12 protein-coding genes, 1 tRNA gene and 1 other annotated feature are annotated in these 14,674 nt (G+C 42.5%); of the genes, 3 read left to right on the top strand and 10 right to left on the bottom strand.

Annotation, left to right across the window (positions count from 1 at the left end; genetic code table 11):
• Positions 1-10: 10 nt before the first annotated feature.
• The 8 genes from ilvB to A8805_RS05735 form a co-directional block, all read right to left on the bottom strand.
• Complete coding sequence (gene ilvB, locus A8805_RS05770; protein ID WP_109709235.1) at positions 11-1,729, bottom strand: biosynthetic-type acetolactate synthase large subunit; 1,719 nt, start codon at positions 1,727-1,729, stop codon at positions 11-13.
• A 67-nt stretch (positions 1,730-1,796) separates the two neighbouring features.
• Positions 1,797-2,049 (bottom strand) — a binding site (T-box leader).
• Positions 2,050-2,164: 115 nt separating this feature from the next.
• Complete coding sequence (locus A8805_RS05765) at positions 2,165-3,001, bottom strand: metal ABC transporter permease (protein ID WP_109709234.1); 837 nt, start codon at positions 2,999-3,001, stop codon at positions 2,165-2,167.
• Positions 2,994-3,704: a metal ABC transporter ATP-binding protein gene (locus A8805_RS05760; protein ID WP_109709233.1), complete on the bottom strand. Its 711-nt coding sequence runs from the start codon at positions 3,702-3,704 to the stop codon at positions 2,994-2,996. Before A8805_RS05760 ends, A8805_RS05765 begins: the two co-directional genes overlap by 8 nt.
• On the bottom strand, positions 3,691-4,689 hold the full coding sequence (locus A8805_RS05755; protein ID WP_242992293.1) for a metal ABC transporter substrate-binding protein: 999 nt from the start codon (positions 4,687-4,689) through the stop codon (positions 3,691-3,693). The genes A8805_RS05760 and A8805_RS05755 overlap by 14 nt, the downstream gene beginning before the upstream one ends.
• Positions 4,690-4,729: 40 nt before the next feature.
• Positions 4,730-5,218, bottom strand: coding sequence for a dihydrofolate reductase (locus A8805_RS05750; protein ID WP_109709282.1), 489 nt, complete (start codon positions 5,216-5,218; stop codon positions 4,730-4,732).
• A 69-nt stretch (positions 5,219-5,287) separates the two neighbouring features.
• Positions 5,288-6,136, bottom strand: a complete 849-nt coding sequence (gene thyA / locus A8805_RS05745) for a thymidylate synthase (RefSeq protein ID WP_109709232.1) — start codon at positions 6,134-6,136, stop codon at positions 5,288-5,290.
• A gap of 92 nt (positions 6,137-6,228) precedes the next feature.
• The gene (locus A8805_RS05740; protein WP_109709231.1) at positions 6,229-6,663 is read right to left on the bottom strand and encodes a MarR family winged helix-turn-helix transcriptional regulator; all 435 of its coding nucleotides are present in this window, start codon (positions 6,661-6,663) and stop codon (positions 6,229-6,231) included.
• A 161-nt stretch (positions 6,664-6,824) separates the two neighbouring features.
• Positions 6,825-8,108: a homoserine dehydrogenase gene (locus A8805_RS05735; RefSeq protein ID WP_109709230.1), complete on the bottom strand. Its 1,284-nt coding sequence runs from the start codon at positions 8,106-8,108 to the stop codon at positions 6,825-6,827.
• Between the two features lie 215 nt (positions 8,109-8,323).
• Here A8805_RS05735 and A8805_RS05730 point away from each other — a divergent pair.
• Positions 8,324-8,396 (top strand) — tRNA-Gly (locus A8805_RS05730).
• A 221-nt stretch (positions 8,397-8,617) separates the two neighbouring features.
• Here A8805_RS05730 and A8805_RS05725 read toward each other — a convergent pair.
• Positions 8,618-9,499 (bottom strand): sensor domain-containing diguanylate cyclase, encoded by an 882-nt coding sequence (locus A8805_RS05725; RefSeq protein ID WP_181392744.1) that lies wholly within the window; start codon positions 9,497-9,499, stop codon positions 8,618-8,620.
• Between the two features lie 419 nt (positions 9,500-9,918).
• Positions 9,919-10,755: a MerR family transcriptional regulator gene (locus A8805_RS05720; RefSeq protein WP_109709228.1), complete on the bottom strand. Its 837-nt coding sequence runs from the start codon at positions 10,753-10,755 to the stop codon at positions 9,919-9,921.
• Positions 10,756-10,967: 212 nt separating this feature from the next.
• On the opposite strand from A8805_RS05720, the gene A8805_RS05715 reads away from it, so the two are divergent.
• Complete coding sequence (locus A8805_RS05715; RefSeq protein WP_109709227.1) at positions 10,968-12,707, top strand: ABC transporter ATP-binding protein; 1,740 nt, start codon at positions 10,968-10,970, stop codon at positions 12,705-12,707.
• Positions 12,704-14,470, top strand: a complete 1,767-nt coding sequence (locus A8805_RS05710) for an ABC transporter ATP-binding protein (RefSeq protein ID WP_109709226.1) — start codon at positions 12,704-12,706, stop codon at positions 14,468-14,470. The genes A8805_RS05715 and A8805_RS05710 overlap by 4 nt, the downstream gene beginning before the upstream one ends.
• Positions 14,471-14,674 lie beyond the last annotated feature (204 nt).

Here is a 14,674-nt window from a genome sequence, read left to right as displayed (position 1 = left end):
CCTTCCGGCTCTAACAGTCCATGATCATCTCTTCCAATGTGCCGCCCGGCTGAATCATCGGATATACCATTTCTTCCTGGTCAATTACAAACTCAATCAATGTAGGGGTCTTTGTATTCTTTTTGGCTTCCTCAAAAGCAGCCGCTATCTCCGCCGTTTCTGTAACCCGGATTCCTTTCGCACCATAGCTCTCAGCAAGCTTCACAAAATCAGGAGTGTACTCGGGCATTTCTTTTCCGTCCGTTCTGCGGAATAATGCACCGGAACGCAGGTTCGTCATTCCATATCTTTTGCCATAAAATAGTTTCTGCCACTGACGTACCATTCCAAGATAAGCGTTATTAAACACGCAGACAATAACCGGCAGTTCCTCCAGAACCGCAGTGGCAAATTCCTGAATGTTCATCTGCATGCCGCCATCCCCTGATATCGCAATTACCGGAGTATCCGGGTTGCCCAGTTTTGCTCCGATTGCTCCCGGAAATCCATACCCCATAGTCCCAAGTCCGCCGGACATAATGATTCTCTTCTTAGCCGTAATCTCTGTGTATTGGGCAGCAAACATCTGATGCTGGCCTACATCTGTTACGACAATTGCCTCATCAAACTGCCGGTTAAGCTCATCAAGGATATCCTTTGGTCCCATTTCTGCACGAGGCTTCATATCCAGTGGATGCTCAGCTTTCCATGCGTTGATTTTATCCAGCCACTTCTTTGTATCACATGGCTCTACATATTCATTCATTTTCCCAATTGCTTCACTGGCATCCGCTACAATTGGAATATCCACGGAGATATTTCTGGAAATTGCCGATGTATCAATATCAATGTGTACAATCTGAGCCGATGGAGCAAACGCATGGAGCTTGCCGGTAATACGGTCGTTAAATCTGGTTCCTATAGAAAACAGCAGGTCGCATTCACTGACCGCCTTGTTCGCTGCATATGCCCCGTGCATCCCAAGATTCCCTACAAATAGAGGATGATTCGTGGGAATGGCACCCCGGCCCATTACCGTTGTGACTACTGGTATATTAGTCTTTTCTGCCACTTCTGTAAAAATACCGTTTGCGTTGGCGATATTCACACCTCCCCCTGCCAAAAACAGAGGATTTTTCGCTTTTTGGAGCATTTTGATTGCCTTTTTAAGCTGTCCGATATGGACATTTGTATTCGGCTTATAGCCGCGTATATTTACCTCAGAAGGATATTCCGGGCTGCCCAGCTCTGCCATTATATCTTTGGGCAAATCAATCAGCACTGGTCCCGGTTTTCCTGTACTTGCTATATAGAAGGCCTCTTTGACAATCCGTCCCAAATCTTCTCTGTTTCGGACTGTCACTCCATACTTTGTAATACTTCTTGTAATTCCTACAATATCGACTTCCTGAAATGCATCATTTCCAATCAGATGCCTGGCTACCTGTCCTGTAAAACAAACAAGAGGAACGCTGTCATAATTAGCCGTTGCAAGTCCTGTCACCAAATTGGTTGCACCTGGTCCGCTTGTTACCAGACAAACACCAACCTTTCCAGTTGTCCTCGCATAAGCATCTGCTTCATGTACAAGAGCCTGTTCATGTCTCGGAAGAATGACCCGTATATCATCCTGTTTATACAGCTCATCGCTGATGTCGATGGTACAGGCTCCCGGATATCCGAATACGGTATCCACCCCTTCCTCTCTCAACGCTTTCACCAATAATTTGTTTCCTGAAATTTTTCTCATACATATACCTCCCTTATTTATACTTCTCGAATTGCTAATGTATAGAAAAAGCCCTAAGCTATTATTAGCTTAGGGCGAATTTGCAATCCGTGTTACCACCTAACTTCAAAGAGTATTCTCTTTGCACTCTGCCAGTACGGGAACTTCATCCGATACTGTTTCCCTGTAACGTGGGAATTACGTTGAACCCTACTGAGGCTTCTGCCTGTTCGTTCCACTGCTCAAAGGCTACTTCCGTAATCTCTTCATGAAGACTTACACCAGCCGTCTCCTCTCTTGGCATCCGATGATTACGTACTCCTCCTTGTCTCTGCATTTTACAAGTTTTACTTTGTGTAGAAATTATACTCATTATAGTGTGTAGTTTTAGCTTTGTCAACGTGGACTTCTTGATATTTTTTATCTTAATCCATCAGCCAAATCACCAGGCCCTGCCTATTTTCCGGATAAGAAGCTTCTGTTTTTTACCACACCAATCATTGTATATAATATAAGTGCTCCCAAATTTACAACCACTACACTGGCTCCTGCAGGGGTAGCCCATACATAAGAAATCGTAATTCCAATAAACAAACAAATGACAGATGTCACCGCAGAGTTTACAATGACGCTTTTGAATGTCTTACATATCCGCATAGAGATCAATGCCGGGAAAATAATAAGACTGGAAATCAGCAATGCTCCCATCATACGCATCCCCAACACAATCGTAACCGCGGTCAGAACGGCAATCAATGTATTATAAAGATTCACCTTCACTCCCGTTGCCAGTGCAAAAGTCTCATCAAATGTGATGGCGAATATCTTCTGATAAAACAGAATATATAAAACCAGCACTGCTGCCGAAAGCACAATACTCATCTTCACATCACCTGTACTCATAGCCAAAATGCTGCCGAACATGTAATTATAAACATCTGTATTCATTCCGGTGGTCATGGATATGACCATAACGCCAATTGCCAGGGCGCTGGTTGAAATCAGGGCGATTGCCGCATCCCCTTTTATTTTACTGTTTCCGCTGATACGCAGAAGAAGTACCGCCGCTAAAATAACGATAGGAATGGCAAATGTCAAGGGAGCCGCATTTACAGCCGCAGCGATTGCAAGGGCGCCAAAGCCCACATGGGACAGTCCGTCACCAATCATAGAATAGCGCTTCAGCACAAGGCTGACCCCCAGCAGTGCGGAGCATAAAGAGACCATAACGCCTACCAAAATTGCTCTTACCATAAATGGGTAGGAAAACATCTCAATCAGTTTTTCAAACATGTGCCCCACCTCCCAGGAATGCTTTTCCAACTTCACTTGCTTTATAATCCCTTGCAGTACCAAAGAACAATGCTGTTTCCTGAAGATGCAGGACATGGCTGGCGTACTCTACCACCGCCTCAATATCATGGGACACCATAACTACGGCTATCCCGGACGTTTTATTTATCTCATGAATCAATTGGTAGAACTCCTGGGTTACGATCGGGTCCAGTCCGGTCACAGGCTCATCGAGCAAAAGCAGCTTTTGGGTAGCGCACAGTGCCCTTGCGAGAAGTACTCTTTGCTTCTGTCCACCCGACAGGTCTCGGAAACAATGCCTTTCCAGATCATGGATACCAAGGAGCTCCATATTTTCTCTCACCTTGCTTTTATCTGTCCCTGTATAAAATGGCCGGAATCCCCTGCTGTTTAACCGTCCTGACAAAACAACCTCGTAGACGCTGGCTGGAAAATCCTTATGCACATCTTTCTGTTGGGGGAGATAACCTATCTCATTAGCCTTTAGCCCATCTCCCAGCTCAATCCTGCCCTTTGCCGGGGCCTTCAGTCCGAGCAGGCTTTTCACAAGTGTGCTTTTCCCGGAACCATTTTCTCCTACAATGCAGATATAGTCATTCTGTCCAATCTGAAAAGACAAATCATGCACTACTGTCTGACCTTCATATGCAATCGAAATATTTTCGCATTTAATTAGCGCCATCCGCCAGTGCCTCCTTTAACGTCTCTGCGTTTCTCTCCATCATACTCAAATAAGTCTCACCGTTTTGAAACTGCTGTGCCGTAACATTATGGCAGCTATAAAAGACTCCGACCTTAGTCCCGGTTGCCTCTGCAATAGCTTCCGCAATATGGTCACTGCTTAATTCCATTTTTAAGACCAGAGGAATGTTTTCATCCCTCACTTTATTAATAAGATAGGCCATTGTTGCAGCACTGGGTTCCGTATCAGACGCACAGCCCGGAAATGCAGCATAATATGTCAGGCCATAGGCATCTGCAAAGTAACGGAATGGGAATCGGTCTCCAAATAAGAGGGTATGCCGGGCAGAATGATCTGCCACATCCCGAAGCTCTTCATCCAGCTTCTTCAGCTTTCCATCATAAGACTTTGCATTCTGCCTGTAAACCTCCGCATTAGAAGGGTCTATTTGGCACAGAAGTGCTGTAATATCGCCTACAATCTTTATAACATTTGAGGGAGAGGTCCACACGTGTTCATCGTACTCACCTTCGGCTTCCTCATGCTCATGGCGCTCTTCCTTCATCCCCTCAATATGCTCCTCCTCTACCGTATCCACACAATCTACCAGGCGAAGTGTTTCCATCTTTCCCATATCCAGAGAGGATAGAATATCCTCAATCCATTCATCATTTTCCCCTCCCACATACAAAAATAAATCACAATTCTGAATGGAAAGGATATCCTGAGGGGTTGGCTCATAAGAGTGGCTCTCCTCTCCCGGCTTCAAAAGCATTTTCAATTCTACCTTATCGCCTGCAATCTGGCGCACAAAATCATACTGGGGAAAGATAGTCGTCACTACTTTGATTTTCCCGTCTGACTTATCAGAGCTGCTCTGCTCCGGCACTGATTTGCAGCCTGCCGCTGCACACCCCAAAATCAGAATCAGGCATAGGAACAGTACCTGTTTCCATCTTCTTTCTGCTCTTTCTCCTGGCACAATCCATTTCACGAGTCTTCACTTACCTTCCCTGTCTGAGCTCTTACTTCCGTTTATAGGTTGTAAATATATATTCCAAATCAAAGCAAGTCTGCTCTTCACTTGCCTCTGTCATTTCCCAATCTTCCAGGTCATCCAGATTTGGGAAATAGGTATCTGCCTGAAAAGCATGGTCAATCTTTGTGACATAAGCCTTGTCACAATATGGAAGAAGCTGACGGTAGACACTTTCTCCTCCAATTATATAAATATCTTCCGGAGAATACTTTTTTAATTCTTCCAGCAGCCCTTCTAAAGTATGAACAACAACTGCTCCTTTTACACTGTATCCTTTGTTAGCTGTCAGTACGATATTAGTTCTGCCTTTCAGCGGAATTCCGTTCGGGAAGCTTTCCAGCGTTTTACGTCCCATGACAATTACTTTTCCCATTGTGGTCTGACGGAAAAACTTCATATCAGACGGTATACTGACTAGTAATTTGTTCTTATATCCAATAGCCCAATTTTTATCTGCTGCCACAATTAAATTCATATATACCCCTCCGGTCTCATATCTTCTTTCACTCTGCATAGTGCCTAACGGAAGCCATTTCCTGTAAAATTATATGGCAACCGGTATATTTTTTATCTGCGGGTGTGTCTCATAGTCAATTAACTGCACATCCTCCCTGGTAAATTCATAGAAATCCTTCACCTCCGGGTTCAGCCAGAACTTCGGCGCAGGAAGAGGTTCCCTGGAAATCAGCTTCTCAACAAGAGGAATGTGCCTGTCATAGATATGTGCATCTGCAATCACATGGACAAACTCTCCCACATTCATATCACATACCTGCGCCAGCATGTGAAGAAGCACAGAATACTGACACACATTCCAGTTATTTGCCGTCAGCACATCCTGGGAACGCTGGTTCAGAATCCCGTTCAGGGTCAGCCTGTCACTATCCTTTTCCTTTGTTACATTAAAAGTCATGCTATATGCACACGGATACAGATTCATCTCATGTAAATCCCGATGTACATATATATTGGTCATAATTCTCCGGCTGTACGGATTGTTTTTCAGATCATAAATTACCCGGTCCACCTGATCCATCATACCTTCTCTATAGGAATGCTTCACTCCCATCTGATAGCCGTAAGCCTTCCCAATCGAGCCATCCTCATCTGCCCAGCTGTCCCAGATATGACTGTTCAGTTCATGGATATTATTAGACTTCTTCTGCCAGATCCACAACAGCTCATCCACACAGCTCTTAATTCCGGTCCGTCTGAGCGTCAGTGCCGGAAATTCCTTCCGTAAATCATAACGGTTCACAACACCAAACTTCTTAATCGTATAAGCGGGCGTCTGGTCCTCCCATACAGGACGTACCTTCTCCCCCTCCGTACTTGTGCCGTTCTCAATAATATCCCTGCACATCTCAATAAACATCTTATCTGCATAACTCATATTATAATTGACTCCTTTCTTAGGGGTCTGACCCTTTTGATTGGGGACTGTCCCTTTTGCTCTCCATTTTCTGTCAATTCTGACAATTCACCTTATGGATCTGCTATATTATAAAGCAGCTTTTCCAGCCCTCTGGTGAGAGCTGCTATTTCCCTTTTCGTCATACCCCGGGTCATCTGCCTATCCATCTTTTTGCGGTCAGCCTCCATCCGTCTCTGGATGTCGTAGGCCTTTTCCGTCAGATAAATATTCTTCCTGCGTTTGTCATTGGTATTTGGAACACAGAGTACAAAGCCTTTTTCATCCAGCCTTTTTAAGAGTCCTGTCACAGTCGGATTTTTCAGGCTCAGGTGACGCTCGACATCCCGCTGATTCACTTCTTCCTTATTTGTGTGAAACAGGTAATCCAGCACCGCACATTGAGACGCTGTTATTCCAATCGTTTTCAGCTTTTCATTTAAATCTTTTTCAAATACATTATTAATCTGCTTCACTGTAAATCCGATTGGCTGGTTTCTTCGCTCCATGTCTTCTCCTTCCTGTAAATAAGTTTTATATATAGCTTGCTATGCACTTACTATACTCTGTTATATCATGATAAAGGGGGTGTGTCAACTCCACACACCCCCTTTACATTCACCACGATTTCCGTGACCTACAGACATTCCCTGTTTCTTGGTACAGGGCTTTAGTATTCCCTGATAACACTGCTGATTTCCTGGATGCTGTCCTTTTCTTTTAATTCCTTAAGTGAATCTTTTAAATGGTATTCTTTTACCTTTTCTGTCACAATAACTAACTCTGCCTGGTCATCATGTACGCGTTTCTGCACAACCCTGGCAATGCTGACCTTGTGGTCTGCAAATACCTTAGCAATACATGCCAGTACCCCCGGCTGATTTTTCACCTGCATTCTGATGAAAAACTTATTCTTTACATCATCAAAATCTTTGATAGGAAGCTTCTTATAGCAAGTACAGCTAATCCGTCCTGTACATTCATACTGCAAATCTCTTGCCACATCAATAATGTCACCCATTACTGCACTTGCAGTAGGCAGCTCGCCCGCTCCTCTTCCATAAAACATAGCATCATCTACTGCATCCCCATGCACGAAAACTGCATTGAAAGAATCCCGCACAGAAGCCAGTGGATGCTCCTTGTTTAAGAGCATGGGATAAACCCCTACCTCAATTCCGCCTTCCGTATTACGAGCCACTCCCAACAGTTTTATGACACTGTCAAATTCCTTTGCATATAGGATATCTTCCGCTGTAATCTTCGTAATTCCTTCTGTATAAACATCTCCAAATACAACCCTGGAGTGAAATGCGATGGAAGCCATGATTGCTACTTTTCTTCCCGCATCCAAGCCCTCCACATCAGCCGTAGGATCTGCCTCCGCATAGCCCAGCTCAGTTGCCTTTGCCAGAGCCTCCCCAAAACTCACATTCTCCTCAAACATCTTGGTCAGAATATAATTGGTTGTCCCATTTACAATGCCCATAACCTCAGAAACGTCATTCCCGGCCAGACACTGCTTCAAAGGCCGTATAATTGGGATTCCGCCTGCCACTGCTGCTTCAAATAAGAAGTCGCATTTATTCTCTTCAGCAGCATCCAAGAGCTCTTTTCCGTACTCCGCCACCAGATCCTTATTTGCCGTAACAACATTCTTGCCTGCACACAGGGCCTCCAGAATCATGGTCTTAGCCGGTTCAATGCCGCCCACAACCTCTATGACAATCTGAATGTCCTTATCCTGCAAAATATCCTGCCAGTTATCCGTTAAAAGGGAGGTATCCACACCCTCTCTCGCTTTATTTATATTGTGTACCAAAATCTTGGAGAGCTCCAGTTCTGCTCCTATGGTATGCTCCATTACATCGGCACGTCTCTGTATTAATTTATAAACCCCTGTTCCCACAGTACCCAGGCCAAGCAACGCTATTTTAATTTTCTTTCTTTCCATCCTTACACCTCATATCTTACCGCAAATTTTTCATGGGTCATATTATAGCATAAAATGGGGGATAACACTAGCGTTAGTTCTTTCACAAGTCGGGCCTGCAAATCGGGCTCAGACTGTACTTCACATAAATTTAAAAATATTGGAAAAAGTTGTTGACAATGCAACCCCCATGTAGTATAGTAATTATTGTTCCGGTCAGGAAACATACAACATACGCGATAGTGGCTCAGTTGGTAGAGTACGACCTTGCCAAGGTCGGGGTCGCGGGTTCGAATCCCGTCTATCGCTCTTAGTTTAAAGATGTCTAAAGCTTTATTATATAAAGTTTTAGACATTTTTTATATCTCTTTGTAAACATTCGTTCTGTTTGCGCTGCTTGGGTAAACAACTGTTTATTTGATTGAGTACAGGCATAGATAGGTATAATTTTACCTTCTAGCTTAGTCTTGACTTCTAACAAAAGACACACTCTCTCTTTCCAGCATAATATGAAACATCATTTTCTCTGTTTAATTTAAACCAGACACCCTATTCCGGCCACTTCTTTTTGCTTTGTACATAGCATTATCCGCGTCCCTCTGTATATCTGAAACCGATTCATAGTCTTCTTTATTTGAGGCAATACCAATACTAACAGTAGTTTTTAAAGTATGTTCCCCAACTTTAATACTTAACTGTTCAATATTTTTTCGAAGCTTTTCTGCAAGGATAAACGCATGCTTATAATCAGTTTCGGGCAGAAAGACAGAAAATTCTTCTCCACCTACCCGACCAATCAAATCACTATCCCGACAGATATCTTTTATGCATTTTCCAACACACGCAAGAACAATGTTTCCGGCACTATGGCTATAGGTATCATTAATTTTCTTGAAATGATCTAAGTCCAAAAACAGAACCGAAAAAGAGGCTTGAGTGCGCTGTGCTAACAAAAATATTTTTTCTGCTGCTTCATAATAAGCACGCGCATTTAAAACATCTGTTAAAGCATCATAACTTGACAAATAACAAAGCTGTCTGTTTGTTTCTTTCAGTTTTTCTTCCAATTCTTTTGTTTTTGTAATATCCGTTAATACAACCATCTCAGCAACAGCATATCCACTATGGTTTCGAAGTGGACGAACTGAAACCAAAAATGTTTTGTTACCAATAACCACTTCATGGTCTGGAATTGATTCATTTGCATCAAACGCAAGAAAATCACGAGAGATATTTTCTCCACTTACCTTGCTCATCTCTGCAACTTTTCTACCCACAAGACTTTCACTTTGCAAACCACTGATTGAAGCAAGGGTCTGATTCAAGACAATATGCTCTCCATTGCGGTCTACTAATACCATTGCAACCGGCATTGATTCAAATAATTCTTCAATTGAAATTACTGTATCCATAATTATGAACTCTTTCATAAAGCAAATCCTTTCATATTATACTTATATCTGTTTTATTTCCTCTAAAGTTTTTCTAAGATTTATAAGTAATTCTGTATCCTCGTTTATTTTAGCTTGTCCAAATACGTCTTCTTTTTTAGACATTTTGATTTCACTCCTTTACAATTTATCTATTTTCACTTAACCTCTTATTCGTAATAAATTGTCAGCTCACAGAAGAAAACCGGATTTCATTTCATTAAATTTGTAAATTTAATATTTTTCAATGCACCACAGACATCTTGTGAAATTCCAGACGTTTCTACTGACCATAACACAATCCTATCTAACGGCATAGTTGTGCTCCAATGTTTCATAATTCTCTCTTTGATTTTTTTGTTAAGATCATAATTAGCCTTTCCATTTTGTATGTAAATCTCTCAACTCTTATCTTTGGCTTGGCACTGGATGGAAATTTGAATAACATACTTTTCTGGATCGCTGACTGCCAAATAGTTTAGCATATCGTATTCATATGCGTTGCCGCAGATCTCCATCTGTTGATCAGACAAATATTGTACCATCTTGCAGTAGGATTGTGGAAGTGCACTGTAATCACCTTGATGAAACATAACCACATACATTCCCCGCGGTTTGCAGTGCATTTTTTCACTATGGTAGGGCTGGTCCACCTGCCTGCAGTAATAATCCGGCTCCGTATATTCCTCTCGTACTAGTTTTTCCTTTCCAACGATTCCACCCAGCGATAAATCGCAGTTGTAAGACTGCTTTTCACAATACTTAAAATAATCAGCAACAGCTTTCAATAGCATACGCTCATCTCGTTCCTTTGGTACTTCCATTACCATAAAATACTCTTCTTCACAAAACTCCAGCCGAGGCACACCATATTTCTCACACATTGCTGTCGTTGTAGTTCGGATTGTATTAAGCAGCAGTTGCTGCATTCGGTCAATTTTTCTTTTTTCCTGTTCCAAATACGCTTCTTTTTCCTTTAAAAGGTTTACAAAATGTTTCGGATTTTGATTCTTAATAAACTCCTTAATTTCTTTCAAGGGTGTTCCTGCCCGCTTTAAAATGGTAATCATATCAAACTGATAAAACTGTTTTACGGTATAATAACGGTATCCATTCTTCCCAATGTGCTGCGGGCAAAACAGACCAATCTCATCATAATGAAACAAGGTGTGCTTTGTTACTCCGCAAATCCGGGCAAATTCACTGGTGGTAAAGTATTGAACATTTAGATTTGGCATTTTAAAACTCTCCTATTGACATTCGGGTAACACTATAGTTTATAATAGCACAGAAATATTTTATAGGCAAGAGGGGCCATAGGATAGCCTTTATTACCTTAATCAGGAGAGGCAACCAAGTTCAATACTCAACTTAAACAAGCTGCATTAAGAAGATTCAATTTTATTGCCTTCTTTGCTTTGTTGTGCAGCAGAAAGGTTCGGTCATAAACATGAAGCAATTGTATTCTTTTCTTCGTCCCCATCGGGGCAATTTTTTACTGGCACTGCTCTGTTTGCTGTTCCAGAGTGCAGGTGTTTTGTACCTGCCCAGCTTGGTGGCAGACATCATTAATATTGGTGTTGCCAACAGTGATTTGAATTATATCTACAAAACCGGCATTCTTATGCTTATCGTCGTTGTTATTTCTGGTGTTGGAGCTGTTTTATCTACTTTTTATTCAGCACAGGTCATGTCACGCTTATGCGGCGATATGCGTGAAGCAGTTTTCTTAAAAGCGATGAGCTATTCACGCAGCGACTTTCAGAAAATTGGTACAGCTTCCATGATTACCCGCTGTACGTCGGATATTACCATTATTCAGCGCACCGGGGGATTATTCCTTCGCATCATGCTTCCGGTCCCCATTATGATGGTGGTTGGTTTTTCGCTTTCCTTTAGTACAAATGCTCGGCTGGCCTGGATGCTGCTCTGTTTTATCGCCTTTTTTTTATTGGCAGCAATACTAATTGGCAGAAAAGCGATTCCAATGTTTGAAACACTTCAAGTGAAAATGGATAGGCTGACCTACATATTACGAGAAAAAATTACAGGTACACGGGTCATACGTGCCTTTAACCGCCAGAACTTTGAGCAGGAGCGGTTTTATGGCTCTTGCCGGGATTTTAGGGATATCGCGGTGCAGATTAACCGTATTTTTGCTATTTTAATTCCTGTACTGTTTTTACTGCTCGATATGTGTGTGGTATTCATTTTGTGGTTCGGCGGAATAGAAGTCACAAAGGGCACCTTACAGATTGGCAGTATATTTGCACTAATTGAATACATGACAATCATTCTATTCAGCGGTGTTATGGGGGCATTGGTATTCATGGAAATCCCCCGCGCGATGGCCTGCTTACACCGCATCAATGCTGTACTGAATTTAGAGTCATCGCTTTCTGATACAGACCACATTCCAGAAATACAAACACGCGGCAGCCTGGAATTTCGCAATGTATCGTTCCGTTATCCCGGTGCAGAGGAGCCGGTTCTCAATAATATTTCATTTACTGCCCACTCGGGTCAGATTACGGCTGTCATTGGCAGCACAGGTTCCGGCAAATCTACTCTTGCAAACCTGATTCCACGCTTTTATGGAATACAGGAAGGAGAAATTTTATTGGACGGGGTAAATATTGAACAATACCCTCAAAAAGTTTTGCGTGATAAAATCGGATTTATACCCCAAAAGGGGTTTTTGTTTCGGGGTACAATTGAGGATAATATTCGCTTTGGAAAGCCCGATGCCAGCATGGAGGAAGTACGGCATGCAGCAGAAATCGCTCAGGCTCACAGCTTTATTTCTGAACTGGAAGGAGGTTATGAAGCCTATGTAGCGCAAGGTGGTACCAACCTTTCCGGAGGCCAGCGGCAAAGAGTTGCCATTGCACGTGCACTGGTAAAAAGGCCCGAAGTGCATGTATTCGACGACAGCTTCTCAGCTCTGGATTTTCAGACTGATGCCATGCTTCGCCATGCATTAAAAAAAGAAGTTCAAAATTCTATATTGGTCATTGTTGCCCAGAGAATCAGCACTATTATGGATGCTGACCAGATTATTGTACTGGAAGAAGGAAAAATGGCTGGAATTGGCACCCACAGTGAGCTGATGGAAAACTGCGCCATCTATCGGCAAATTGCAGTTTCACAATTAAGTGAGGAAGAACTTAGACAGGAGGGGGTTTTATGAAAAATCAAAAAAAACATGTAGTACGCCGTCTGTTCAAATTTTTTAAAGGTCAGCGGTTAAAAATGCTCATGGTATTTTTGGGGGCAGTCGTTAGTTCTGCCGCTTTTATAGTAACCCCTATTTATATCGGTCATGGAATCGATCAAATTGTAGACATCATGAAAGGCACAGTTTCGGGCACCGGAAATTCAATGGATTTAACTCCTCTTCTGCCCATTATTGCTATCCTGACTTCGCTTAATATTTTGAGTTTTGCTGCCTCTTATCTACAGGAATATCTGGTTGCTGAAGTTGCAGAAACGGTTTCCCTGAACATGCGTGGTGCGATGAGTAAAAAACTGCACCGCCTGCCGCTGCGCTTTTATGATTCCACTGAAAAGGGTGAGATTTTAAGCCGCACCACCAGTGATATTGAAAAGATTGCAGAAAGTCTGCGCCAAGGAGTCAGTCAATTAATCTCTTCATTTGTCCGCGTTATCTTTTCTATATCAATGCTGCTAATCATCAGTCCCAGACTGAGCCTGGTAGTGTTTTTGACCATTGGTCTTGCAACAGTGGGTACTATTTTTATCACACAACGTTCCCGCAAATCATTTTTGAAAAACCAAGCCACTTTAGGCCGCCTAAACGGCAATATTGAAGAGATTTTTACTGGTCATCTGGTAATTAAAGCCTTTAACCATGAAAAAGAAGCCTTTTACAACTTTAAAAAAATAAACGACCAGCTTTGTAAGGATAGCCGCAACGCAGAAATCCTGCAGTATCTTGTAGCACCCGCCGTACGCATTACAAACAGCCTGGGGTACATCATCATTGCGGTAATGAGCTCCTTTTCATTAATGCAGGGACGAATGAGCCTTGGAACTGTACAAATGTTTATTCAATATACCGATAAAGCTTCGGAACCTATTATACAAGCCGCTAATATTATCAATATGATGCAGTCTGCTCTTGCGGCTGCACAGCGCTTTTTTGAAATTCTGGATGAACCTGAAGAAACCCCGGATACTCAATCCTCTGTTTCCATCCACAAGCCTCAGGGCCGTGTTGAACTGGATCATGTACAATTTGGGTATGATCCCAATATACTGCTCATGAGAGACATTTGCCTTCATGTTAACCCTGGAGAGAAAGTAGCTATCGTAGGACACACTGGAGCCGGCAAAACAACCCTTGTCAATCTTTTGATGCGTTTTTATGATATTCAAAGCGGTAGTATTCTGATTGACGGAATAGAAACGAATCGCATGACTCGCGCAGATCTGCGGAGCCTGTTTGGTATGGTGCTGCAGGATACGTGGCTGTTTAGCGGCAGCATTGGTGATAATATTGCTTATGGAAAGCCGGATGCAACCGATACCGAAATTATAGCAGCGGCAAAATCCGCCCGTGCAGATTATTTCATCCGCACCCTGCCTGACGGTTATCAGACGATACTGGAAGAAGACGGTTCAAACGTATCCCAGGGACAGCGCCAGCTATTGACCATTGCCCGTGCGATTTTAGCGGACCCTGCTATTTTAATTTTGGATGAAGCCACCTCCAGTGTGGACACACGGACCGAAAAGGAAATTCAAAAAGCTATGAATAATTTGATGAAGGGACGTACAAGCTTTATCATCGCACATAAGCTTTCTACCATTCAGGACGCCGATTTAATATTAGTCATGGAACAAGGTAATATTATTGAACAAGGTACCCATGACCAGCTTTTGGCATCAAAGGGCGCTTATTCTCAGCTTTACCAAAGTCAATTTGCGTAAAACAACAAAAAACTGCGGCAAATAGATCAAACTTTATACATTGGGCAAAACCTTCTCAAAACGGACCACTTGACGATGGAATAACAAAATTGTTGACTGATTTTACATCAGCCCTGTTAGAATAAAAAATACACTTCTGTTTTATAGCAGCAGTTCTAAAATTACCATCTAATAGCCCTGGCACTAAAATAAGCCCATAATCAA

The sequence above is a fragment of the Faecalicatena contorta genome (genome assembly GCF_003149105.1).
GTDB lineage: Bacteria > Bacillota > Clostridia > Lachnospirales > Lachnospiraceae > Muricomes > Muricomes contortus_C.
The sequence above is the reverse complement of the archived record's forward strand: the minus strand, read 5'-3'. Positions and strand labels throughout refer to the sequence as shown.

Coding starts and splice junctions, on each gene's coding strand:
- A8805_RS05760 (WP_109709233.1), bottom strand. CDS start 3,704: ATGGCGCTAATTAAATGCGAAAATATTTCGATTGCATATGAAGGTCAG.
- A8805_RS05725 (WP_181392744.1), bottom strand. CDS start 9,499: ATGGATACAGTAATTTCAATTGAAGAATTATTTGAATCAATGCCGGTT.
- thyA (WP_109709232.1), bottom strand. CDS start 6,136: ATGAGTTATGCAGATAAGATGTTTATTGAGATGTGCAGGGATATTATT.
- A8805_RS05740 (WP_109709231.1), bottom strand. CDS start 6,663: ATGGAGCGAAGAAACCAGCCAATCGGATTTACAGTGAAGCAGATTAAT.
- A8805_RS05765 (WP_109709234.1), bottom strand. CDS start 3,001: ATGTTTGAAAAACTGATTGAGATGTTTTCCTACCCATTTATGGTAAGA.
- A8805_RS05710 (WP_109709226.1), top strand. CDS start 12,704: ATGAAAAATCAAAAAAAACATGTAGTACGCCGTCTGTTCAAATTTTTT.
- A8805_RS05735 (WP_109709230.1), bottom strand. CDS start 8,108: ATGGAAAGAAAGAAAATTAAAATAGCGTTGCTTGGCCTGGGTACTGTG.
- A8805_RS05720 (WP_109709228.1), bottom strand. CDS start 10,755: ATGCCAAATCTAAATGTTCAATACTTTACCACCAGTGAATTTGCCCGG.
- A8805_RS05715 (WP_109709227.1), top strand. CDS start 10,968: ATGAAGCAATTGTATTCTTTTCTTCGTCCCCATCGGGGCAATTTTTTA.
- ilvB (WP_109709235.1), bottom strand. CDS start 1,729: ATGAGAAAAATTTCAGGAAACAAATTATTGGTGAAAGCGTTGAGAGAG.
- A8805_RS05750 (WP_109709282.1), bottom strand. CDS start 5,218: ATGAATTTAATTGTGGCAGCAGATAAAAATTGGGCTATTGGATATAAG.